Below are 24,063 nucleotides of genomic sequence, written 5' to 3' on the forward strand. Positions count from 1 at the left end.
AGGTCTATTAAGAGGTGATTACATTGGATTACAAAGATATGTTCGTGGAACTTTTAGGAGCAAAGAATATTGCAAGTAAGCAAGGACTTTCAAGCAAAGATTTTGCAAAGGGAGTAGGAGCTTTACTACCTGAACTTTTAGATAGACTTAATAAAAAAACAGAAGAGCCACAAGATGTGGACAGATTAAATGAAATTTTAAAAAGACATGAAGATGATGACTTCTCCAGAAGTCAAAGTTATATAGAAAATTTAGAGAATTCTGAAAAAGAAAATATGATAGATGCAATCTTAGGTGGTAAGAGAAAAGAAATAGAACAAGAAACTTCTCAAAAGACAGGATTAGATGATGAAACAATCAAAAAGATTTTAAAAATTGCAGCACCTATAATTTTGTTGTATCTGTCAAAGAATAAGAAACAAAAGAAATTAAATAAAGAAGATTTGAGAAAAGAAACTTCAGAGATGAATAAAAAAGCAAAGGAAGTTGGAATATACGGTTCGTTTGTAAAACTTTTAGACAAAGATGGAGATGGAAAAGTATTAGACGACTTACTTGGCTTATAAAGAAACTGTAGCCTAAATAATGGCTACAGTCTTTTTTTATACCCTCTTTTTCTTTTTGAACTTATTTAAGCTGAAAAGCACAGCCATACCGATTACTGCATTGATTACAATTGCACCACCCGGTTTAACGTCAAACCAATAGGACATACAAATTCCAAAGAACATATATATCACACCCAAGATAATACTTAGTTTTAGAGTTTGTTTGTATGACCTACATATCAATAGCGCCGTAGCAACAGGAAGCACTAAGAGTGAAGCAACTAATAGTGCCCCAACAATTTTGCAAGCAAGCGCAACAGTGATTGCTGTTAATAATGTAAATACATTGTTGACAAGTTTTATATTTACGCCAGAAAGTCTTGCAAGATTTAAATCAATTGAGATGTCTAAAAGTGCTCCATAGTATGCTATTGAGAACGCCACAACGATTATAAACACAATGCTGACATTAATTAGGTCAAGTGTTGTAACAGAAGAGATGCTACCGAATAGATATGACTCGAAAGTATTTCCACCTGGAGCAAAATTAGAAAGCAGGGCAGCAAGTCCAAGCCCCGTACTCATTATGACAGCAGTTGCCATATCTCCATATTGAGGGAATCTCTTACGTATCTTTTCAATAGAAAAAGCTGATACGATACAAGCTATAATAGCCCCTATAACAGGGTCAAAACCCATTATAAGACCAATTGCAACACCGGCTAAAGAAGTGTGAGAAAGAGCGTCGCCAACCATTGAAGTCTTTCTATTTACCATTACTACGCCTATTAGTGGAATCATAATTGAAAGCATAAATCCACAGAGCAAGGCCTTACGCATAAAATCATAACTTAGCATAAAGCACCTCCTTTGAGATTAAAGACATTATATTCTTTTAGATTTTCTTCAATAAATTCCATCTCGTGAGTCACCAACAGAATAGTCATATTATCTTTTTGCATAGCAGAGAGAATCTTAATAAATTGCTCTTTGCTCTTGGCATCTATTCCTGCAGTAGGCTCATCCATAATTAAAAGCTCGGGGTTATTTACCAAAGCTCTTGCAATCATGGCTCTTTGTTTAAGACCTCCGGATAGTTCATTTAAAGGCATATTGATTTGCTTTTCAAGCCCCATCTTGATAAGAATATCTCTAGCTTTTTTTAGTTGTTCCTCTTTTGGTATCTTAATCTTTCCAAAATTTCTATACAGATTTAGAACCACCAGTTCAAGACAAGTTACAGGAAATGCCATTTGGTTTGCAACTTGAATTTGAGGGACATATCCAATCTTTTCAAAGTTTTTGAATTTGGAAATATCTTCGCCAAACAAATCAATATTTCCTGAGTTAGCTCTCAATTCGCCCAAGATTAACTTTAATAGTGTGGACTTACCAGAGCCGTTTTCTCCAAGGATTATATTCAATCCTCCACTTGGAATATTTAAATTCAAGTTATCAAGAACTGTGTCGTGTCCGTAAGAAAAAGAAAGATTTTTTATTTCAATAATATTCAAAATTTCCTCCTTATTTTACAGCTTCATATATTTTTTCTAAATTCATTCTCATAAGAGAAAGGTAATCTCTATTTTCTAAATCATCTATGTTTGATGCAAACTCCATAGAAACAAGCCCTTCAGCCTTGCCGTGAATTTCTTCAGCTAAAGACTTAGCACTTTTAGAATCTCCGCCATACTCATAGAATATAGTGTCTATGCCATAAGTATTCGCAAAATTAATTGCAGTTCTTATGGTTTTTAAACTTGGAGACTCGGAGCTAACTAAATCAGACAGTGCAAATTGAGTTAGACCAAAGTCTCTAGCTATATAACCATAGGCGTTATGAGCAGTTAGGAAATGGTCATTCTTCTTATTTTTGAATTTTTCTTTAAATTCAAACTCCAAATCAGTTAGAGCATCTATAGATTTTAATTTATTTCTCTTATAAACTCTCTCATGCTCTGGATATTTTTTAACCAATTCATCAAATATAGTATTTAGATATTTTTTCGCATTGATAACAGACATCCAAGAATGTGGGTCATAAGTTATCTTGTCGAGAGAAGAACTTGAACCTGCAAGTATAACTTCCTCGTTTAATTTTTCGTTGTTAGAATCTAATAAATCGTAGGAAAGTATATTTTCTGAAATACGATCAGATACAAACACCCAATCTCCATCAGAAGGGAGTTTGTAAGTTACAAGCCCACTTTCATGACCCATTTCTATGGTATATACTTTAGAATCTTCAACTTCAATTAGAGAACGTTGGTGAATTATCTCACCCTTTTGTTCCATAATCTTTTTACCTTTTTTTATTAGTTCATCTTCTGTTTCATTATTTCTTTTAAAAAGAGCAATCCTCATACTATTTTCATGAGTGTGCCCGAATTCAATCTTATATTCTTCACCAGCTTTTTGTTGAGTATGAGCCATATATTGAAAATCACCCATGGCAGCAGCGCCCTTGTATGTGATTAAATTTACTGACTCAGAGAGCACCAATATATCCAAATTTGGAAGGTTTTCTCTAACTTGGTCAACCCATTTTTCCATATTGGCACCATTAACTACTAATAAATCAGCATCAGCAAGGTCTCTCATACTTTTAGGGCTTGGTTCCCAAAAGTGAGGGTCCTTATCTAATGGCATAAAAGATTTAACGGTTACTGTGTCGCCGGCAACCTGACTCACAAGTTCGTGAATAGGATAAAAAGAGGTGTAGATAACAGGCTTGTCATCTTTCACCTCTTTTTTTGAACATCCACTGATAATTAAAAGACAAATTATAAAACAGAAACTGAGTAGTTTCTTTTTCATAAAATCTCTCCTAAAAATTATTCAGTTATTTCTGCAACTATTTGATCCATAGTTGAGTTTGGTTTTACAAAAGTAGGGAACCAATCATCTTTAGCTAAAAGTTCGTCAGCATTATTACCATATCTCATGTGGAAGTGAGTTAATTCTTCTTCACCATGAACTTCCATTAATAGAAGCACTGGATATTTTGCTCCTTCAGATTCAAAAGTGTACCAAGTAAGTTCATGAGAACCGTGTTGAGTTTTGTGTTCACCAGTTAGTTTGTATTCAGCAGATGCGATTTCTTTACCATCTTTATCTTCAAAGTTGTCTAAGAAAGTTATAGTATCGCCTTTGAATACCATTCCGTTGAATTCACAATTTCTTCTTTCAAGTAGCTTAGCTTTAGCTTCTTCTGCAGTTATACCATCTCTCTTGGCAACTTCTTCAAAAGCAGAGTCTAGAGCTGGATCATCCAAATATGCTCCGAAGTTATTCCAAGTTCCTTCCCAATCAGCAAGAGAAACTTTAGAATCAGTTGTTTCAGCTTCAGCTGCTTTATTAGCATTAGCATTTTCAACTGCAGCATTTGCAGGTGCATTATTTGCAGGAGCTTCTTTCTTTTGACAACCTACAGCTAACATAGAGATACACATAGCTGTTGTTACAGCTAAAATTTTTAAATTCTTCATAATAAATCCTCCTAAAAAATTTTATTCTTAATGGATAATAGTTAAGATGACAAATCTTATGTAAAGGAATAAAAGGAAAGCTAAACCTAATACATTTATGATAACTACTATCACTATTATTTACATGGTATATACTATAATCTTTGTTTAATAATGTCAACACTGATAATGAAAATAATTAAATAAATTTGTATTATTTATAAAACTTAGCGAGAATTATCTTCTAATTTAGAAGAGTCTGTCTTGTAAAAGCATCTTAGTAAAAAATAAATAAGTATAATGAAGATATTTTGAATGGATAGGTGAGAAATCAAATAATTTAATTTTACATATAATAGTAGAATTTGAATTTAAAGATATTATAACGGCATAAAATGATTTGGTTTTATAGCGGAGCGTATTATATTAGAGTTAAATTTATTTTTATAAATTTATAAAAAAATTACAGGAAAATAATTATTAATAATATAAAAGATAGAGCAAAGCAAGTAAATTCAATGCTTACAGAAAATAAAAAAATAGTTGATAAAATTTATCAAAAAGTGTTGACAAGATATATGTGGGTGCGTATAATAATACTTGTAAATGATAAAAGCTATCAAAAAAACTTCCGAAAACAGTTGTTCATACAAACCCTTAGTTAGTTTAAAAAGTTTTGCGATAGAGAAAGGAGCTAGAAATGGTAAATATCATTTATTGGAGTGGCACAGGTAACACTGAACAAATGGCTCACTACATAGAAGATGGAGTGAAGGCAGCAGGCGAAGAATGCAAAGTAATTGAAGTATCTAACGCTACTATTGACGATGTAAAAAATGTTGATAAAGTTGCATTTGGTTGCCCAGCAATGGGAGCCGAAGAATTAGAAGAAGGATATATGCGTCCTTTCATGGATAGTGTAAATGAACTGCTTTCTACAAAAAAAGTTGCTATTTTCGGATCTTATGAGTGGGCGGATGGTCAATGGATTAGAGACTGGGAAGAGGAACTTGAAGGTTTTGGTGTAAAACTTGTAGACGAACCTCTAGCAGTTTATGATCAACCTAAAGAAGATGACAAAGAGAATTGCGAAGCTCTTGGAAAACTTCTTGCCAACGCATAAATTAAAAGCGGACTTCAGCAAGTATTTCTTTAAAATTAAAGAATTAGACGATTATAATTATGTACTTGCTCTTTTGAAATTTTACACTGCACCTACTGTTTACGGTAGAAAGGTCGGCACACTCATCAACTTAAAATCTTCCGGTAGAGATTTAAGAAGTTGTTGGATAAAACATAACACCACCTTTGAAAGACTCCTCAAATTAGATTCCATAATATTAAGGTGTAGTGATGACTCAGTACTTGTATATTTGTATAATCCGCAGATACTAAAAAATAGACTCAAGGACGTGAAAATTAAAGAATTTCTTTACGAACATGGCTATGAGCATGAATGCGACATGCTTGAATCCTTAGAGATATTAAAGCAACATTTCAACAGTCCTAGTTGTCCTTGCGAAGTGGGCATATTCCTTGGATATCCTTTAAAAGACGTAATAGCTTTTAGAGAAAAACGATGCGACTGTAAATGCGTGGGGTATTGGAAATGTTACTCTAATGTTTGGAATGCCAAGTTTAAATTCTTTATATATGATCTATTAAAGTGGATTGTTACAAGACAAGAATTAAATAACTTTAAAAGAGCATACAACATGACTTAATTCCTACAAAAAAATAACTTAATTCCTACAAAGAAGAAGGAGGTAGAGAAATCTATCTCTTTCTTTAGTTAAATTAAGGAGTAATATCTGCGAATTATTAAGCTTGATTTAATAAAAAAAATAGTGTAAAATAATAAAATAATATGCCGGAGTGATGGAATTGGCAGACGTACCAGACTCAAAATCTGGCGGTGGCAACACCGTGCGGGTTCAAGTCCCGCCTCCGGCACCAAAGCAACTCTTCTGAACTTTTTCGGAGGAGTTTTTTTATGTGACGAATTGTCAAATCAAATGCAACACCTATGGTAAGAGACCAAAAAGTTCTTCTTTAGGTGTTTTATATTTTATACATTTTCTAGGTCTATTATTCATTAAACTTAAGTTATAATTTAATTCATCAATATTCACTTCTGATAAATCCATACCCTTAGGATAAAACTCCCTCAAAAGTCCGTTACTATTTTCATTTGTACCTTTTTGCCATGCACAATAGGGATCACAAAAATAAGTTTTGCATCCTAATTCTTTTTCTATTTTCTCAAATTCTGAAAATTCTTTACCTCTATCAAAGGTTATTGTTTTTACTAATTCTTTTGGATAATCTTTTAATGCATTTATTATTGCTGGTGTTACGCTTTCCGACTTTCTATTTTCAACTAGGATTGCTATATAATATCTAGATTTTCTTTCTGCTAAAGTTACGAAACAACATCTACTTTTCCTTTTATGATCTAATCTGCCTGATTCCACTGTATCTGCTTCCCAGTGGCCTAATTCTTGCCTTCTGTATATCTCTTTAGGTCTTTTCTTAATTGTTCTACCTTTATCATTGAATTTTCCTCTTTTTTCTGCTGGCCTTTTAAATTTAGCTTTTCTTCTCAAATTTTTCATACTAGTTTTTGGCAGCTTTTTGGCGTGTATCATTCTATATATCGTTGATGTAGATGGTAATTCATGAATCTCATTTGTGTTTCTATTTGATATTTGTTCAGGGGACCAATGTTCGTTAATCTTTACAGTTAAATAATCAATAACATCTTTAGAAAATTTACTTTTTCTATGGCAGTCTTTTCTTCTATCAATATATTTATCATTTGCCTTTATCGGAAAGTACTTAGTGTAACTTCCCCTACTAACTTTTATCTTAGATGAATTTCTTTTAATTTCTCTAGATATTGTACTAGGTGACCTTTTAAGTGCTTGTGCAATTTTCCTTATACTCATTCCTAAATTTAAAAATTGGTAAATACAAGATCTTTCTTCTATGGTAAGATGGTTATAGCTCATAGTTAATCACTCCTTTTAATATGTTTTGTTTGGTCACTTACATATTAACACAGCTGATTAGCTATGAGTTTATTTATGTTGCACTTGTTATGATAAATTATCATGTGTAAAATTAATTGATATTATAATGTATAATGTTTATAAGGATGTGATTTTGTGGAAAAGATTTTAATTATAGATGGCTCTTCTCTCTTTTTTAGGGCATTTTATGCGCTGCCATTGTTAAAAACTAAAAAGGGAATTTATACTAATGCTCTGTATGGGTTTATACAAATGGTTGAAAATGCAATTGACAGAGTTAAGCCAACTCATGCTGTAGTGTGTTTTGATATGAAGGGAAAGACATTTCGTTCTGAAATATATAAGGAATACAAGGGAACTCGTCAAAAGACTCCTAATGAATTGGAACAACAATTTCCTATCGTTAGAGATGTTTTAAATTTGATGAATATAGTGGTTTTGGAGTCTCCGGTGTATGAAGCGGACGATATAGCTGGCACTATTTCAAAGATGGCTTCTGAGATGGGAATGGAATCTGTGCTGCTTACTGGTGATAAAGATTACTATCAATTGGTTGGAGAGAATACAAGCGTACTTTTGACAAGAAAAGGGATTACTGAAATGGATCTTGTGACTGTTGAAAGTTTGAATGAAGATTATGGCATAACTCCAGATCAATTTATAGACTTAAAAGGGCTTATGGGAGATAATTCAGACAATATACCTGGAGTTCCTGGAATTGGTGAAAAGACTGGATTAAAACTTATACATGAGTTTGGAACTATCGAGAATTTATACGATAATATTGATAAAATCACTGCTAAAAAACAAAAAGAAAAGTTGGAAGATAACAAAGCTCAAGCTTTTATGTCTAAAAAGTTGGGAACTATTGTAAGAAATGTTCCTATAGAGACAGAAATAAAAGACTTGGAGATTCAACAATATAATTTAGAAGAGTTATCTGATTTGTATAGAGAATACGAGTTTTATACTTTATTAAAAAGACTTCCGGAAGAATTTCAAAAGGCAGAAATTGTAGAAGTTTCGGAAAGTGCTTTTGAAGTTAGAAATGTAGAGCCTAAAGAGTTAGTTGAAGAGATAAAGAAAGAAAAATCTTTTGCATTTAGATTTATAACAGATGGTAAAATTTATGAGGGAATAGAACCTTGTAAATTTGCTATAAAAGTAAGTGAAAATCCTACTGTAGTTTATTCAGAAATTGATAAATTATTAGATTTTAAAGAAGTTTTTGAGTCTGAGGATATAGAAAAATTAGGACATGATTTAAATGAAGATATAATGGTGCTTATGAGTAAGGGAATTGATATAAAGAATTTTACTCATGACACTCAAATTGCAGAATATCTTTTAAATTCAACAAAATCCGATTATGATATTTCAAATATAACTAATGAGCATTTTAGAGTTGGATATAAAGATGAAGAAGAACTCCTTGGAAAAGGTGTAAAGAAGAAAAAATATTCTGATTTATCAGAAGATGAAATAAATAAATACGCTGCTTTTTATTTGACGAGTGTCTATAAGTTAAGAGATAGACAAGTTGAATTGTTAAAAGAGCAAGAAATGGAAGAACTATATAGAAATGTAGAGTTACCATTAGTTGAAGTGTTGGCGTCTATGGAATTAATAGGAATTAAGACTGAGACAACGGTGTTTGATGAAATAGGTTTTGACTTAGATTTGAGAATTGAAAAGTTGGAGTCGTTGATATATGAACAGGCTGGAGAAAAATTTAATATAAGTTCGCCTAAACAATTAGGTGTGATTTTATTTGAAAAACTTGGTTTCCAAGTTATAAAGAAGACAAAGACAGGATATTCAACTTCAGCAGAAGTTTTGGAAAAGCTTATAGACGAAGGCAAAATTGTAGGTAATATACTTGAATATAGAAAACTTACCAAGTTAAAGTCAACTTATGTAGATGGATTAAAGGCGATTGTAAACAAGAAAACCGGCAGAATACATTCTCATTTTAATCAAACGGTGGCAAGTACTGGAAGGATTTCCTCACAAGACCCTAACCTGCAAAATATACCTATAAAGACAGAAGAAGGTAGATTGATTCGTAAGGCATTCTTGGCTTCTGACGGGTGTTCTCTTGTGGATGCGGACTATTCACAAATTGAGTTGAGGGTTTTGGCATCTATAACAGAAGATGAAAATATGATTTCAGCATTTGAACAAAATGTAGACATTCATAGAAAGACAGCTTCGGAGGTGCTTGAAGTGCCTCTTGAAGAAGTTAGTCCTCTTTTGAGATCGCAAGCTAAGGCTGTAAATTTCGGTATTGTGTATGGAATTTCAGACTATGGGCTTTCAAGAAATTTAAATATTCCAAGAAAGACAGCTAAGACATACATTGACAACTATCTTGAAAACTTCAAAGGTATTAGAAAGTTTATGACTGATGAAGTTGAAGTGGCGAGAAAAAATGGATATGTAAAGACTATTTTGAATAGAAGAAGATATATACCTGAGCTTTCAGCAAAAAATTTCAATATACGTCAATTTGGTGAGAGAATAGCAATAAACACACCTATTCAAGGTTCGGCAGCGGACATTATAAAGATTGCAATGGTGAGAGTTTACAAGACTCTAAAAGAAAAGAATATGGCTTCAAAATTGATATTGCAAATTCACGATGAGTTGATAGTTGATGCAGTGGAAGAAGAAGTTGAAGATGTAAAGAAGTTAATGCATGAATTGATGGAAAATGCTGTGAAGATGAAAGTTGATTTGAAAATAGATATGCAAGTTGGAGAGAGTTTGTATGATACTAAGTAAGGTTATTGTAATAACCGGCTCTATAGCAACTGGCAAAAGTGCTGTTACAGAAATTATTAAAAAAAACGGTTTTGAAGTTATAGATGCTGATGAAATAGGACATGAAGTTTTAGAGAAAGATTTTATCGCAAAGCAGATAGGAGAAAGTTTTGGAGATGAGTTTTTAAAACAAGGTTCTGTAGATAGAGCAAGACTTTCAAAATATGTATTTCAAAATCAAGAAAAAATTGAGATTTTAAATTCAATAATGCACCAAGCAATATTCGACGAGATAAATTATAGAATTAAAAACTCTACAGATAAAGTTATATTTGTAGATATGCCACTATATTATGAAATAGAAAGCAAACTCTTAGACTACGGCTTTAAGTCAGATGAGGTTTGGCTAGTATATGTGAGCAAAAAAATTCAAATTGAACGTCTCATGAAAAGAGATTGTATAACTTCAGAGGTGGCACTACAAAAAATAAATTCTCAAATAGATATAGAATTAAAAAAAGATAGAGCTGACTCTATTATAGAAAATGAAAAATCTTTTGAAGAATTAGAAGAGAGAGTAAATTTTTTAATAAAGAATATATAAAGAAAGACTACTTAGCAATTGATGTTAAGTAGTCTTTTTAATTTAATTATAAGTTTCTAGCTCTGAAAGTATCTCCATCTTCTATAGTTCCAGCTTCATAACCTTTTTTAAACCATCGCATACGTTGTTCACTAGTGCCATGAGTGAAAGTATCCGGCATAGATTTGCCATAAGCTTGCTCTTGTATTCTATCGTCACCAACTCCGGCAGCTGCATTCATAGCTTCTTCGATGTCGCCAGCTTCCAAGTAGCCCATTTCTTTAGCGTAATGAGCGCAAACTCCAGCGTAGTAGTCAGCTTGTAGTTCAAGTCTTATCATATATTGATTAAATTCAACTTCACTTAACTTATTTTTCAAAGCAAAGACTTGGTCTAACACCCCCAACTGATGTTGAACGTGGTGTCCAACTTCATGCGCCAACACGTAAGCGAGAGCGAAATCTCCTGTAGCTGCGAATTTATTGTGTAAATCATCATAGAAAGCTGTATCCATATATATTGTCTCATCACCAGGACAGTAGAAAGGACCTGTTTGAGATGAAGCAGTTCCACAAGCGCTTTGAGTAGAACCTGAATAGAGAGTTAGTTTAGGTTCTGAATAAGTTAAGTTATGTTATGTTGCTTAAAAATTTCGCCCCAAACATCTTCTGTATCTGCAAGCACAACTGAAAGAAATTCTGTACGAGTTTTGGTCTCTTGGGATTGTTGTGTTGTTATATTCTGAGTAGGTGCTGAACCGTTGTTTAAAACATCAAGCGGGTTACCTCCCATTAAAAATACTATCAACATCAATATTAAAAGACCGCCACCGCCAATGGGCCTCATACGTCTTCCTGAACCACCTGTATTTACATTTGAACTTTGTCGTCTACCTTGCCATTTCATAATATCTCCACCTAATTGTTTTATTTTTATATACTTACCCAAATGCAGTATTGTAATGCAATAAAAGATTATTATAAGATTGAACAATTAAAGTTGTTTTGATATAATTAGTTCCAATAAATGATTTTAGGTGAGAAAAAAATGAAAGAAATAATTCATAAGGCATACGAATTGTATACAGGAAATATTCCTGTAATAGTAGCGACTATTATATCTAAGAGCGGTTCAACTCCAAGAGGAGAAGGTTCTTCAATGATTATCACTGAAAAGGGATATGACAGCGGAACAATTGGCGGAGGAGCACAAGAATTCCAAGCTATAGAAATGGGCAAGGAATTAGTTAAGCAAGCTCAATCTGGAAATCATAAATATATATTGACTACAAACGAGGCTGAAGATATAGGAATGGTTTGTGGAGGAACAAATACTATTCATTTTGAATATATAGACCCAAGCAATGAAGTGATAGGCGAATATCTTAAATTTATTTTAGATAACTATTCAGAATGTGAAATTTCAATGGTATATGATTTGAATTTAGAAAGTGGATTTTCTATTGAAGTGAATGGAGAATTGAAACAATTTACTAAGGGCGGAGAACCAACTAATCTATTCAAATTTAAGATTGAGTCTGAACCAACTATGTATATCTTTGGGGGGGGACACGTTTCACAAGCTACAGTTCCAATTTTAAATTATTTAGGATATAAGACAGTGGTTGTGGAAAATAGAGAAGAGTTTTTGAAAGAAGAAGATTTTCCAAATTCAAAGAGATATTTAATGGAATATGAGGATGTTAAAAATCTTGATATAACAAAAGATGATTATGTAATTATCCTAACAAGAGGACATCTATCAGATAAGATTGCGCTAAAATCTGCATTGGACAAGAAACCTAAGTATATAGGTGTTATTGGAAGTAGAAAAAAATCTATTTTGATGTTCAAAGATTTAGAGGGAACGGAATATGAAGAAATTGCAAAGGGAAGAGTTTTCTCTCCTGTTGGAATAGAAATCGGAGCTGAAACACCTAAGGAAATAGCAATTTCAATCACAGCACAGATAATTGCAGTGGCAAGGGGAATATATGAAGACAATAAGAACTGAAGAAGCTGTTGGACAGGTATTAGGACATGATTTAACACAGATAATAAAGGGTGTGAGTAAGGGCCCAAGATTTAAAAAGGGTCATGTGATTAGAGAAGAAGATGTGCCTGTTTTACTTGAGATGGGAAAGGAACACATCTATATACTTGAAGTTGCAGAAGATGAATACCACGAAGAAGATGCAGCTAAGGAAATAGCAAGAAAAATTTCTGGAAGAAACATAGTATTTTCAGATGTATCTGAAGGAAAAGTAAATTTAATTGCAGATACTGATGGAGTTTTACTAGTAGATGTAGAAAAGCTATTTGGATTGAATTCAATAACTGACATAACAATTGCCACTAAATTTTCTGATATAGCTGTAAAAAAAGGTGAGGTTTTAGCGGGCACTAGAATTACACCGGTGAAGATAAAGAAAAATGTCATAGATGAAATTGAAGATGAGAGCGTGGTTGAAGTATTACCATTTAAAAATTTAAAGTTCGCAATCATCACAACCGGAAGTGAAGTTTCAAAGGGAAGAATTGAAGATAAATTCACAGGGGTAGTTAGAGAAAAATTTTCTCAGTTTAAATTTGAAGAAATACATCAAGAGTATGTAACAGATAATTTAGATGAAATTTCTTCTAAGATAGACAAAGCTGTTGAACTGGGAGCGGATGTAGTGGTTTGTACTGGAGGAATGAGTGTTGATCCTGATGATAAAACTCCAGGAGCAATTAAAAAATCCTCAACAGAACAAGTGACTTATGGGACACCGGTTTTACCTGGAGCTATGTTTATGATAGCTTATAAGGGAAATAGTGTATTGTTAGGTCTGCCAGGTTCTGTAATGTATTGTGAAAAGACAATTTTAGATATGGTGCTTCCTAAAATAGCAGCGGGAATTAAATTGGAAAAGAAGGATATAGTAAAGCTTGGCCATGGGGGACTACTATGACAGAACTTACGCACTTTGATGAAAATGGAAATGCGAGAATGGTGGATGTAACAGAAAAGTCAGTTACAGATAGGGTTGCCATAGCAAGTGGAATAATAAAGATGTCAGAGCTTGCACTTAGTAAAATTGTAAATAAGGAAGCTAAAAAAGGTGATGTTTTAACTGTTGCGCAAGTTGGTGGGATTATGGCAGTTAAAAAGACTTCAGATTTAATTCCTATGGCGCATCCAATAGGCATAACAGGTGCAGATTTGACATTTGAAGTAGATAGAGAAAATTCTCAGATAAAAGCTATTTGCACTGTAAAAGTTTCTGAGAAGACAGGTGTTGAAATGGAAGCTTTAACAGGAGTGTCTATGAGTTTGCTCACGATATATGACATGGTAAAAGCAGTAGACAAAACTATGGAGATAACAGATATTAAATTAGAATATAAGGATGGTGGTAAAAGCGGTAAATTCAAGAGGAATCGTTGATCAGTCGGGCAGAGTGATAGATTATATAAGAGTTTCAGTTACTCAAAGATGTAATTTGAGATGTGTCTATTGCATGCCGGAGAACTGTAAAATTGAAAAAGAGACACTTAGTTTTGAGGACTATTTAAAGATTTTAAAAGTTTTTAGAGAGCTTGGTGTAAAGAAGATTAAGATAACGGGTGGAGAACCTTTAGTTAGACAAGGGGTAAATAAATTTATTAATTCGTTAAAGAATGACTTGGGGTTTGAATCTGTTACGCTAACTACTAATGGAATTCTGTTATCGAAAAATATAGATGAGCTATTGGAAGCGGGAATAGACGGAATAAATATTTCATTGGATACCATGAATAGTGAAAAATATAGAGAAATAACTAGGCTTGGAGATTTGAGTGTAGTTAAGAACTCCATAGAAGAACTCATAGAGAAAAAATTTAAGAATATAAAGATAAATATGGTTCCGATTGATGGAGCGAACAGCGATGAGATTATAGACTTTGTTGACTTCGCACATGAAAATCCGGTAGCGGTTAGATTTATTGAGCTTATGCCAATATCAGAGGCAGTAAGGTACAAGGGAATCAAGAGAGAAAAAATAATTTCAATGATAAGAGAAAAGTACGGCCAAGAAGAGTTAATAAATGAAAAATTAGGTAATGGGCCGGCTGAATATTATACGTTTGAAAAGTTTAATGGAAAAATAGGATTTATAGATGCTGTTGGGCATAGATTTTGTGAGAACTGCAACAGAGTTAGGATGGACTCAAACGGAAATTTGAGATTGTGTCTTGAATTTGGAGATGGAATTTCAATGGTCGATTTTGTTGAAGGCAAGATATCAGAAGAAGATTTTAAACAGAAATTGAAAAAGATAATTTATAGAAAGCCCTTGGCAAATGATTTTGATATAAATTCAGTAAGTGATTTCAATATGAACAATATCGGAGGGTAAAATGTATAGTGTTTTTATTTTGACGGTTAGTGATTCGGGGTTTTATGAGAATAAGGCAGATTTCAGTGGCCCGTCTCTTGTCGAGTTGATGAGCGAACAAGGTTACGAAGTGGTCGGAACAGGAATAGTTCCTGATGATAGAGAGCTTATAAAGAAAGAGCTAATTAAGCACGCAGATGTAAATTTGATTTTGACAACCGGAGGGACAGGACTTGGCAGACGAGATATAACACCAGAAGCTACCAAAGACGTAATAGATAGAGAAGTTCCGGGATTAGCAGAGCTAATGCGTATGAAATCTTATGAAGTTGTAGAGAGCGGTATTTTATCTAGACAAGTGTGTGGCACAATGGGAAGCTGCTTGATTGTAAATTTACCGGGAAGTCCTAAGGCAGCTAAAGAGAATATAAGTTTTGTTTTAAAACCTTTAGAACATGCGCTAAAGATGTTGAATACAGAAAAGGCAAATTGTGCGGGGATAGAAAGATGACAGTAGCAATTATAATTCCAAAAGAAAACTACAATTTAGATGTGTTGAGAACACTTATGGTAAATGTAAAACCAGCTGTTAGCGATGTGTATGTGGTTGAGAACAATGTGAATAAAAACCAGCTGATAAAATCAGGCGTAATATTTATAGATGAAAGCAATGTAGACAACATTATCGTTAAGAATGAACGCAAATTTATATTTGAAGATTTGGTAGAAGATTTACTTAGAGTGAATTATTTAGAACTTGAAAAGGACAGTACAAACGGAATTTTTAAAGTTAAAGATGGCTATTTTAAACTCATTTCATCTGAAGAAGAATCAGAAGAACATGATGCTATAGGCGATATTCAAATGACTTGCCAAGTAAAGCTAACTCTTAACAAGAAGAGAAGGTTTTACGGCCCTGGAACTGCTCAACTATTGAATTTAATAGAGAGAACGCAATCAGTTAAGTCCGCTGCGACATCTATGAACATATCCTATTCAAAGGCACTACAGATGATAAGAACTGTAGAAAAAGGATTAGGATATCAGGTTGTAGAGAAGAAGCAAGGCGGAACTGGTGGTGGAGAAAGCTTTTTAACAGAAGAAGGAAAGGCTTTTGCAAGAAAATACGTAAAATTTAATTTGGAGGTTGAAGAATGCGTAAGAGAAATTTTCAAAAAATATTGGCAGTAAGTATGATGGTTATGTTAATTTTGACAGCTTGTCAAAATAAGCAAAACCAAGACAAAGTAGAGAAAGAAGCAAATCTCGAACCAATAACAGTGTCAGCGGCAGCTTCATTAAAAGAAACCATGGACGTAATAGGAGAAAAATATGACGAGACTGTTGAGTTCAACATGGGGGGATCAGGAACTCTTAGAACTCAAATAGAATCAGGCGCCCCAGTAGATGTATTTATAAGTGCATCAAAAGAGCATGTAAGTAAACTTGAAGAAAAAAATTTAGTAAAAGAATCTCAAGATTTATTGAAAAATAAATTGGTTATAGTTGGTAAGGAAGATTTAAATTCACTTGATGACTTACTAAATGTTGGGAAATTTGCAATCGGAGAACCTGAGTCAGTTCCAGCTGGTAAATATGCCAAAGAGGCTCTAACAAACTTAGGACTTTTTGAAAATATGCAAGATAAAATTGTATTTGGCTCTGATGTTAGAAATGTACTTGAATGGGTTAAGAGCGGAGAAGTTGATTACGGTGTTGTATATAAGACAGACGCTTTAACTGCAAAAGATGATGTTGAAATCGTGTACGAATTTGAAGAGGGAACTCATAAAGACATAATCTATCCTGTTGCTCTTTTAAATGAAAAACCAGAATCAAAAAACTTCTATGACTACTTAAAAGGCGAAGAAGCTAAAAAAGTTTTTGAAGAATATGGATATGAGGTAATTGATGGAGTTAGTAAGTAATTCTATTTTATTTGCGACTGTGGCTAGTATATTTACGTTTATACTAGCCATAATTGCAGCAAAAGTAGTTATAGAGAGAAAATCAAAAATTTTAGATATATTGTTTACACTGCCAATGGTGCTTCCGCCGACGGTTGTGGGTTTCTTATTATTGATTGTCTTGGGGAATAATGGAATATTTGGAAAAGTATATAACACCCTTGGAGTTCAAATTCTATTTACACCAATTGCAAACATAATAGCAGCTACAGTAGTGAGCTTTCCAATAATGTATAAAGGAGCTTATTCAACGTTTAAATCAGTTGATGAAGATTTAATATTAGTGGCTAAGACTTTGGGACTATCTGAGATGAAAATATTTAGAAAAATCACATTGCCACTTTCTAAATACGGATTAGTTTCGAGCTTAATACTATCTTTTTCAAGGGCGCTTGGAGAGTTTGGAGCTACAATGATGGTGTCAGGGAACATAAAGGGAAGAACTCAAACTCTATCAACAGCAATTTACGCAGCCGTACAAGCGGGAAATTATAAGCAAGCGTATAGTTTAGTGGCACTCGTTATTGTTTTAAGTACAGTGCTGATGTTTTTAACTATATTTTTTATGGAGATAATTTATCATAACAAGTGCAACATAAATAAACTCATAGCTAATCAGCTGTGTTAATATGTAAGTGACCAAACAAAACATATTAAAAGGAGTGATTAACTATGAGCTATAACCATCTTACCATAGAAGAAAGATCTTGTATTTACCAATTTTTAAATTTAGGAATGAGTATAAGGAAAATTGCACAAGCACTTAAAAGGTCACCTAGTACAATATCTAGAGAAATTAAAAGAAATTCATCTAAGATAAAAGTTAGTAGGGGAAGTTACACTAAGTACTTTCCGATAAAGGCAAATGATAAATATATTGATAGAAGAAAAGACTGCCATAGAAAAAGTAAATTTTCTAAAGATGTTATTGATTATTTAACTGTAAAGATTAACGAACATTGGTCCCCTGAACAAATATCAAATAGAAACACAAATGAGATTCATGAATTACCATCTACATCAACGATATATAGAATGATACACGCCAAAAAGCTGCCAAAAACTAGTATGAAAAATTTGAGAAGAAAAGCTAAATTTAAAAGGCCAGCAGAAAAAAGAGGAAAATTCAATGATAAAGGTAGAACAATTAAGAAAAGACCTAAAGAGATATACAGAAGGCAAGAATTAGGCCACTGGGAAGCAGATACAGTGGAATCAGGCAGATTAGATCATAAAAGGAAAAGTAGATGTTGTTTCGTAACTTTAGCAGAAAGAAAATCTAGATATTATATAGCAATCCTAGTTGAAAATAGAAAGTCGGAAAGCGTAACACCAGCAATAATAAATGCATTAAAAGATTATCCAAAAGAATTAGTAAAAACAATAACCTTTGATAGAGGTAAAGAATTTTCAGAATTTGAGAAAATAGAAAAAGAATTAGGATGCAAAACTTATTTTTGTGATCCCTATTGTGCATGGCAAAAAGGTACAAATGAAAATAGTAACGGACTTTTGAGGGAGTTTTATCCTAAGGGTATGGATTTATCAGAAGTGAATATTGATGAATTAAATTATAACTTAAGTTTAATGAATAATAGACCTAGAAAATGTATAAAATATAAAACACCTAAAGAAGAACTTTTTGGTCTCTTACCATAGGTGTTGCATTTGATTTGACAATTCGTCTGGAGAAAAAATGACACTAAATGTAAATATAAAAAAGAAATTAGAAAATTTTGAATTGAATATTGATTTTAAAAACAATTCAAATAGAATAGGACTTTTTGGCCCATCAGGTGCTGGGAAAACTCAACTACTTAAAGGGATTGCGGGAATAACTGAATTGGACAGCGCTTATATAGAACACGATGGAAAGGTATTTTATAGTTCTGATAAGACAATTAATATTCCAACACAAGAAAGAAAAATAGGCTATTTATTTCAAAACTATGCATTGTTTCCACATATGACCGTCAGGAAGCAAATAGAATTTGTATCAAAAGTAGAAAATCTTGAAGAATTGTATAAAAAATTCAAGATAGAGCATTTGCTTGAGTCAAAGCCAAAAAGCATAAGTGGTGGAGAAGCACAGAGAGTTGCCATGGTGAGAATGCTGGCGAGCAAAACAAATTTGATTTTGTTAGATGAACCATTTTCAGCAATGGATGTTAATTTAAAGATACAACTCAGATGTGAGTTGAGAGAAATATTAAAAGAATTTAACGGGATTGTAATAATGGTGAGTCACGATATAGAAGATATAACAGAACTTAGCGATGAGGTTATATTTATAGAAGAGGGGAAAATAATAGCCCGAGAAAAAGTTAATTCTCTAAATGAAAAACTAAATAAGGATATGGCGAGACTCATAGGGTATGAAAAGGTGAACTTGAATGGAGAGATTTTATACTATAATCCAAAAAAATTTAAGGATGAATATTTCGATGGAGCAACTGAATTCAAAGGTAAAATAGAGTCGATAATTAATTCTATCAACTATAAAATTTTAAATTTAAATGTATCGGGACAGATTATAAGAGTGGAAATAGCAGATGATAGAGAGAATTTAAAAGTAGATAACGAATTAATAATTTATCAAAAAGCCGTTAATTAATTTTCAAAAATAGGATGAAATAAAAAAAATATCCTATTTTTTTCTTTTTATAATAGAATTATGTGTTATAATAAGGGAAAAATATTCATAGTCTATAAGAGGTGTCAATTATGGAAAATAAGTTTGAATTGGTAGTTAATGGGAAAAGGTTTGTTCACAAAGAAGACATAACATTACTAAGATTTTTAAGAGATGAACTAAAGCTTAAATCTGTAAAAGATGGATGTAGCCAAGGTGCTTGCGGTACATGTACTGTAATAATAGATGGAAAAGCAACTAAGGCTTGTGTGTTTAAATTATCAAAACTTGTAGGAAAAGAAGTTATAACTATAGAAGGATTAACAGATAGAGAAAAAGAAGTATATACATATGCATTTGCAGAAGCAGGAGCTGTTCAATGTGGTTTTTGTACTCCAGGTATGCTTATGAGTGCGAAAGGTCTATTGGACAAGATTCCAAATCCAACAGATGCAGAAATAAAAGCATCTATAAAGGGAAATATTTGTAGATGTACCGGATATGTGAAGATAGAAAAAGCTATTAAGTTAGCAGCAGAAATTTTCTCAGGAAAAACTGAAATGAAAGATAAAGACACAAATGGCGTTGGACAAAATGCTATTAAAGTGGATGCTGAGGAAAAAATTCTTGGAACAGGTCAATACGTGGATGATATGGAGTTTGACGGAATGGTGTTTGCGTCATGCGTCAGAACTGAGCATCCTCGTGCAAAAGTTTTAAAAATTGACACAACTGAAGCTGAAAAATTAGAAGGTGTTGTTGGAATTTTAAGAGCGGAAGATGTTCCTAACAATAAAGTCGGTCATATCCAACAAGACTGGGATGTTTTAATAGCTGAAGGGGATGTAACAAGATGTATAGGAGATGCTATAGTTCTTGTTGTTGCTGAAAATGAAAAAGTGCTTGAAGAAGCAAAAGCACTTGTAAAAATAGAATATGAGGTTTATGAGCCTATAACAGATTTGTTTGAAGCACTTAAAGAAGATGCTCCAAAGATACATCCAAATGGAAATCTTTGCCAACAAAGACACGTTACAAGAGGTAATGCTAAAGAGGCATTGGAAAATTCAAAATATGTCATAACTCAACACTATTCAACTCCTTTTACAGAGCATGCTTTTATGGAGCCTGAATGTGCAATAGCTATGCCATATAAGGACGGAGTTAAGATCTATACTTCAGACCAAGGAAGTTATGATACTCGTAAGGAAACAGCTATTATGTTCGGTTGGGAACCAGAGAAAGTAGTTGTTGAAAATGCTCTAATAGGTGGAGGATTTGGCGGCAAGGAAGATGTTTCCGTACAACATATAGCGGCTCTTGCAGCTGTAAAATTTGATAGAATAGTAAAAGCTAAGTTCACAAGAGCTGAATCTTTGGCTTTCCATCCAAAACGTCATAAGATGGAAGCTGACTTTACAGTTGGCTGTGACGAAAATGGAATTATCCAAGGTTTAGATGCTGAAATCTACTTTGATACAGGAGCGTATGCTTCTCTTTGTGGTCCAGTTTTAGAAAGAGCTTGTACTCACTCAGTTGGGCCTTACAGATATGAGAATACAGATATAAGAGGATACGGAGTTTATACAAACAATCCTCCTGCAGGTGCGTTTAGAGGGTTTGGAGTTTGCCAATCAAACTTTGCTTTTGAGATGATACTTACTCAACTAGCAGAGAAAGTTGGAATTTCTCCATGGGAAATCAGATACAGAAATGCAATAAAGCCGGGAGATGTACTTCCTAATGGTCAATTTGCCGATGTTTCAACAGGACTTGTAGAAACACTTGAAGCGGTAAAAGATGTATATGAAGAAAATAAATCACATGCTGGAATAGCCTGTGCACTTAAGAACTGTGGTGTAGGTGTAGGACTTCCTGATAAAGGACGTGCTAGATTAGAAGTACACGATGGAAAATTGCATCTATATGCTGCTGCGTCAGATATAGGACAAGGATACATGACTATAGCTCTACAATTTATTATCGAAACTTTGGGAATAAGTAGAAATGATGTAGTAATCATGCCACCGAATACCGAAACATCACCTGACTCAGGTACAACTTCAGGTTCAAGACAAACTCTTTTAACAGGTCAAGCAGTTAAAAAAGCTTGTGAATTGTTAAAAGAAGATTTGGTTGGAAATGACTTGAGCAGTGTTGAAGGCAAAGAATATTATTATGAATACTTTGAACCTACAGATCCACTTTCTTCAGATAAACCAAATCCTAAATCACATATTGCTTACGGATATGCTACACACGTGGTAATATTAGATGAAGAAGGAAAGGTTAAGAAAGTAGTTGCAGCTCATGACTCAGGTAAGATAGTAAATCCAGTAAACTTCGAAGGTCAAGTTGAAGGTGGAGTTCTTATGAGTTTGGGTTATGCACTTACAGAAGATTTAAGGCTTAAAGATGGTGTGCCAACAGAAAAATTAGGTCAGTTAGGACTTCTACGTTCTACAGATGTTCCTGAAATAGAAACTATCACAGTGGAAAAAGAAGAACTTCTAAATGTTGCATACGGAGCAAAGGGTGTTGGAGAGATTTCTACAATACCATCAGCGGCAGCTGTTGCAGCGGCATATTTAGAAATGGACGGTATAGTTAGAACTAAACTTCCATTGGAAGAAACTGCTTATTCAAAGCCTAAAAAAGTTTTTAATAAATAGATACTTAAACCTCTCATTTAAATTTGAGAGGTTTAAACGTAATTAGAGGTAAATATGCATAGTAAGTTTGATATACAAAAGAATGATATAGTATCAATAGTCGGAAGCGGTGGAAAAACTACACTGATGTTTGAACTTGGAAAAGAATTGAAAAAATTGGGTAAAGTATTAATAACAACTTCAACCAAGATAGGTATTCCAAAAAACTTAGAAGATGATGAGAAATGTTCTGAGAATTTTGATGGAGAATTTAAAAATATAAATTTGGTAGTCACCGGTGGAAATTTTACGGATAAAAAAATTACATCTATTGAATACCAAAAACTAAGAGAATTGTTGCCAAAGTTTGATTATGTTTTAATTGAGGCAGATGGTTCTAAGAGAAAACCATATAAGGCATCTCGTGAAAATGAGCCTGTGATATATGATTTTACGACCAAGACCATAGCTGTCTTACCAATGTTTAAATACAATCAAGATTTGACAGAAGAAGATGTATTCAATTTTGAGTTGTTTAAAGAGAGATTTCAAAATCTAAATTTGAATGATTCTTTAATATTGGATATGATCTCTCACAGAGAAGGTATTTTTAAAAATTCAGTTGGAGAAAAGTACTTATACTTGAATAGAGTTGAAGGCGATATTACAAAACTTAGTATAGAAATTGAAAAGTTGGGTGTGAAACTTAGGAGGTAGAGATGAATATAAGTGCTATAGTAATGGCTTCGGGATTTTCCAATAGAATGGGAGAAAACAAATTAAAACTCAAAGTAAAAGATAAGAGAATGTTTGAGTATACAGTTGATCTATTGGAAAAATTGGATTTTGCAGAAAAAATATTAGTTACAAATGATGAGGATATAAAAGAGTACGCAAATGGAAAACTAAAAGTATATGAAAATCCAAATGCTGAAATAGGAAAGAGTGAGTCAATTAGAATAGGTGTTGAAAATTCTGGCGAAGTAGATGGATATATGTTCTTTGTCTGCGACCAACCTTTTTTAAAGGAAGACACTGTTGAGAAAATAGTTGATAAGTTCTATAAAGAAGACTTGATAACTTTCCCAATGTATGGCAAAAAAAGAGGCGCTCCAATGGTATTTCCAAAATCTTTTAAAGAAGGATTATTGAATTTAAAAGAAGACGAGGGAGGAATTGTATTGATAACTCAAGAAAATTCTCAAAGCGTTAGCATAGACAGTGAAATGGAACATATAGATATAGATACGAGAGAAGAATATGAAAAGATTAAATAATTTGGTGATAATGAGAGGAGCTGGAGATATTGCGACCGGTTCTATTCAAAGATTACATCGAACAGGATTTAAAGTTTTATGTTTGGAGATAGAACAACCTACAGCAATTAGAAGAACAGTTGCACTATCTGATGCAATATACACAGGTGAGGTTACTGTTGAAGATATAACAGCTCGTAGGGTGGAAACAATTGAAGAGATAGAAAAGGCATTTGAAGAAGGGGTTGTGCCTATAATGGTGGACCCTAATTGTGAAATCTTAGGAGAATTGGAACCTGAAGTATTGGTGGACGCAATACTTGCAAAGAAAAATTTGGGCACTAAAATAGACATGGCAAAGGGGACAGTTGCTTTAGGACCGGGATTTGTGGCAGGAGAAGATGTGGACATAGTTATTGAAACTAACAGAGGACACGATTTGGGCAGACTGATATTTGAAGGCCCAGCCGCACCGAATACCAACAGACCGGGGAATATAGATGGCTTCACAAGAGAGAGAGTGCTATATGCTCCAAAAGCAGGAGTGATAAAAAATAGACATGATATAGGGGATATAGTTGAGCAAGGAGAAGTTATCGCCACGGTTGAAGGTGGCGAAGTCACTGCTAAGATATCTGGAATTTTAAGAGGAATTATAAGAAATGGTACAGAAGTCTTTGAAGGTATGAAGATAGGTGATGTAGATCCGAGAACTACAACCAATCCAAACACCATATCAGACAAGGCGAGAGCTCTAGGAGGAGCAACTTTAGAGGCTGTCATGATTTTAAAAAAATAGATAAG

The 24,063-nt window shown here is 33.3% G+C and carries 24 protein-coding genes, 1 tRNA gene and 1 pseudogene; 20 read left to right on the top strand and 6 right to left on the bottom strand.

The window, feature by feature from the left end:
- Nucleotides 1-23: 23 nt before the first annotated feature.
- Nucleotides 24-566, top strand: a complete 543-nt coding sequence (locus tag B8869_RS08250) for a DUF937 domain-containing protein (protein ID WP_084231179.1) — start codon at nucleotides 24-26, stop codon at nucleotides 564-566.
- A gap of 36 nt (nucleotides 567-602) precedes the next feature.
- Here the strand turns inward: B8869_RS08250 and B8869_RS08255 are convergent, their stop codons facing one another.
- From B8869_RS08255 to B8869_RS08270, 4 genes are read right to left on the bottom strand one after another with little or no spacing between them, the layout of a single operon-like run.
- Nucleotides 603-1,406 (bottom strand): metal ABC transporter permease, encoded by an 804-nt coding sequence (locus B8869_RS08255; RefSeq protein ID WP_084231180.1) that lies wholly within the window; start codon nucleotides 1,404-1,406, stop codon nucleotides 603-605.
- Nucleotides 1,400-2,062, bottom strand: coding sequence for a metal ABC transporter ATP-binding protein (locus B8869_RS08260; protein ID WP_084231181.1), 663 nt, complete (start codon nucleotides 2,060-2,062; stop codon nucleotides 1,400-1,402). The genes B8869_RS08255 and B8869_RS08260 overlap by 7 nt, the downstream gene beginning before the upstream one ends.
- Nucleotides 2,063-2,072: 10 nt before the next feature.
- Complete coding sequence (locus tag B8869_RS08265) at nucleotides 2,073-3,365, bottom strand: metal ABC transporter solute-binding protein, Zn/Mn family (RefSeq protein ID WP_084231182.1); 1,293 nt, start codon at nucleotides 3,363-3,365, stop codon at nucleotides 2,073-2,075.
- 17 nt (nucleotides 3,366-3,382) lie between these two features.
- The gene (locus tag B8869_RS08270; protein ID WP_084231183.1) at nucleotides 3,383-4,036 is read right to left on the bottom strand and encodes a ZinT/AdcA family metal-binding protein; all 654 of its coding nucleotides are present in this window, start codon (nucleotides 4,034-4,036) and stop codon (nucleotides 3,383-3,385) included.
- A 679-nt stretch (nucleotides 4,037-4,715) separates the two neighbouring features.
- Between B8869_RS08270 and B8869_RS08275 the strand changes: the two genes are divergently transcribed.
- The 3 genes from B8869_RS08275 (at nucleotide 4,716) to B8869_RS08285 (ending at nucleotide 5,971) form a co-directional block, all read left to right on the top strand.
- A complete protein-coding gene (locus tag B8869_RS08275; protein ID WP_084231184.1) occupies nucleotides 4,716-5,138 on the top strand; it encodes a flavodoxin in 423 nt (140 codons plus the stop codon).
- Nucleotides 5,089-5,739, top strand: coding sequence for a DUF3793 family protein (locus B8869_RS08280; RefSeq protein ID WP_159445253.1), 651 nt, complete (start codon nucleotides 5,089-5,091; stop codon nucleotides 5,737-5,739). The genes B8869_RS08275 and B8869_RS08280 overlap by 50 nt, the downstream gene beginning before the upstream one ends.
- Before the next feature lie 145 nt (nucleotides 5,740-5,884).
- Nucleotides 5,885-5,971, top strand: a tRNA-Leu gene (locus tag B8869_RS08285).
- A gap of 68 nt (nucleotides 5,972-6,039) precedes the next feature.
- On the opposite strand, the gene B8869_RS08290 is transcribed toward B8869_RS08285, so the two are convergent.
- Nucleotides 6,040-7,026, bottom strand: a complete 987-nt coding sequence (locus B8869_RS08290) for an IS30 family transposase (protein WP_084229742.1) — start codon at nucleotides 7,024-7,026, stop codon at nucleotides 6,040-6,042.
- Nucleotides 7,027-7,182: 156 nt separating this feature from the next.
- Here B8869_RS08290 and polA point away from each other — a divergent pair, with 156 nt between their 5' ends.
- A complete protein-coding gene (polA, locus tag B8869_RS08295; protein ID WP_084231186.1) occupies nucleotides 7,183-9,831 on the top strand; it encodes a DNA polymerase I in 2,649 nt (882 codons plus the stop codon).
- A complete protein-coding gene (gene coaE / locus B8869_RS08300) occupies nucleotides 9,818-10,414 on the top strand; it encodes a dephospho-CoA kinase (RefSeq protein WP_084231187.1) in 597 nt (198 codons plus the stop codon). The genes polA and coaE overlap by 14 nt, the downstream gene beginning before the upstream one ends.
- A gap of 46 nt (nucleotides 10,415-10,460) precedes the next feature.
- Here the strand turns inward: coaE and ypfJ are convergent.
- Nucleotides 10,461-11,299 (bottom strand): annotated as a pseudogene (gene ypfJ, locus B8869_RS12650) (KPN_02809 family neutral zinc metallopeptidase).
- 141 nt (nucleotides 11,300-11,440) lie between these two features.
- Here ypfJ and B8869_RS08310 point away from each other — a divergent pair.
- The 14 genes from B8869_RS08310 to yqeB all read left to right on the top strand — a co-directional run bounded on the left by B8869_RS08310 (nucleotide 11,441) and on the right by yqeB (nucleotide 24,058).
- Nucleotides 11,441-12,406 carry an XdhC family protein gene (locus tag B8869_RS08310; protein WP_084231188.1) on the top strand — a complete coding sequence of 322 codons (966 nt, stop codon included), beginning with the start codon at nucleotides 11,441-11,443 and terminating at the stop codon, nucleotides 12,404-12,406.
- Nucleotides 12,387-13,346: a molybdopterin-binding protein gene (locus tag B8869_RS08315; RefSeq protein WP_084231189.1), complete on the top strand. Its 960-nt coding sequence runs from the start codon at nucleotides 12,387-12,389 to the stop codon at nucleotides 13,344-13,346. The genes B8869_RS08310 and B8869_RS08315 overlap by 20 nt, the downstream gene beginning before the upstream one ends.
- Nucleotides 13,343-13,822, top strand: coding sequence for a cyclic pyranopterin monophosphate synthase MoaC (moaC, locus tag B8869_RS08320; protein ID WP_084231190.1), 480 nt, complete (start codon nucleotides 13,343-13,345; stop codon nucleotides 13,820-13,822). Before B8869_RS08315 ends, moaC begins: the two co-directional genes overlap by 4 nt.
- Nucleotides 13,785-14,774, top strand: a complete 990-nt coding sequence (moaA, locus tag B8869_RS08325; RefSeq protein WP_084231191.1) for a GTP 3',8-cyclase MoaA — start codon at nucleotides 13,785-13,787, stop codon at nucleotides 14,772-14,774. Before moaC ends, moaA begins: the two co-directional genes overlap by 38 nt.
- A 1-nt stretch (nucleotide 14,775) precedes the next feature.
- Nucleotides 14,776-15,264 carry a MogA/MoaB family molybdenum cofactor biosynthesis protein gene (locus B8869_RS08330; RefSeq protein WP_084231192.1) on the top strand — a complete coding sequence of 163 codons (489 nt, stop codon included), beginning with the start codon at nucleotides 14,776-14,778 and terminating at the stop codon, nucleotides 15,262-15,264.
- A complete protein-coding gene (locus B8869_RS08335) occupies nucleotides 15,261-15,944 on the top strand; it encodes a winged helix-turn-helix domain-containing protein (RefSeq protein WP_084231193.1) in 684 nt (227 codons plus the stop codon). Before B8869_RS08330 ends, B8869_RS08335 begins: the two co-directional genes overlap by 4 nt.
- Nucleotides 15,908-16,681 (top strand): molybdate ABC transporter substrate-binding protein, encoded by a 774-nt coding sequence (modA, locus tag B8869_RS08340; protein WP_084231194.1) that lies wholly within the window; start codon nucleotides 15,908-15,910, stop codon nucleotides 16,679-16,681. Before B8869_RS08335 ends, modA begins: the two co-directional genes overlap by 37 nt.
- Nucleotides 16,665-17,348 carry a molybdate ABC transporter permease subunit gene (gene modB / locus B8869_RS08345; RefSeq protein WP_084231195.1) on the top strand — a complete coding sequence of 228 codons (684 nt, stop codon included), beginning with the start codon at nucleotides 16,665-16,667 and terminating at the stop codon, nucleotides 17,346-17,348. Before modA ends, modB begins: the two co-directional genes overlap by 17 nt.
- A gap of 44 nt (nucleotides 17,349-17,392) precedes the next feature.
- Complete coding sequence (locus B8869_RS08350; protein WP_084229742.1) at nucleotides 17,393-18,379, top strand: IS30 family transposase; 987 nt, start codon at nucleotides 17,393-17,395, stop codon at nucleotides 18,377-18,379.
- Between the two features lie 37 nt (nucleotides 18,380-18,416).
- Entirely contained in the window at nucleotides 18,417-19,334 is a 918-nt protein-coding gene (locus B8869_RS08355; protein ID WP_084231196.1) for an ATP-binding cassette domain-containing protein, read from the top strand.
- Between the two features lie 110 nt (nucleotides 19,335-19,444).
- Nucleotides 19,445-22,024 (top strand): selenium-dependent xanthine dehydrogenase, encoded by a 2,580-nt coding sequence (xdh, locus tag B8869_RS08360; RefSeq protein WP_084231197.1) that lies wholly within the window; start codon nucleotides 19,445-19,447, stop codon nucleotides 22,022-22,024.
- Between the two features lie 54 nt (nucleotides 22,025-22,078).
- Nucleotides 22,079-22,720, top strand: coding sequence for a selenium cofactor biosynthesis protein YqeC (gene yqeC, locus B8869_RS08365; RefSeq protein ID WP_084231198.1), 642 nt, complete (start codon nucleotides 22,079-22,081; stop codon nucleotides 22,718-22,720).
- A 2-nt stretch (nucleotides 22,721-22,722) separates the two neighbouring features.
- Nucleotides 22,723-23,280 (top strand): NTP transferase domain-containing protein, encoded by a 558-nt coding sequence (locus B8869_RS08370; RefSeq protein WP_084231199.1) that lies wholly within the window; start codon nucleotides 22,723-22,725, stop codon nucleotides 23,278-23,280.
- Nucleotides 23,264-24,058 (top strand): selenium-dependent molybdenum cofactor biosynthesis protein YqeB, encoded by a 795-nt coding sequence (yqeB, locus tag B8869_RS08375; RefSeq protein ID WP_084231200.1) that lies wholly within the window; start codon nucleotides 23,264-23,266, stop codon nucleotides 24,056-24,058. The genes B8869_RS08370 and yqeB overlap by 17 nt, the downstream gene beginning before the upstream one ends.
- Nucleotides 24,059-24,063: the final 5 nt, after the last annotated feature.

This window comes from Peptoniphilus asaccharolyticus DSM 20463 (genome assembly GCF_900176115.1).
Classification (GTDB): domain Bacteria; phylum Bacillota; class Clostridia; order Tissierellales; family Peptoniphilaceae; genus Peptoniphilus; species Peptoniphilus asaccharolyticus.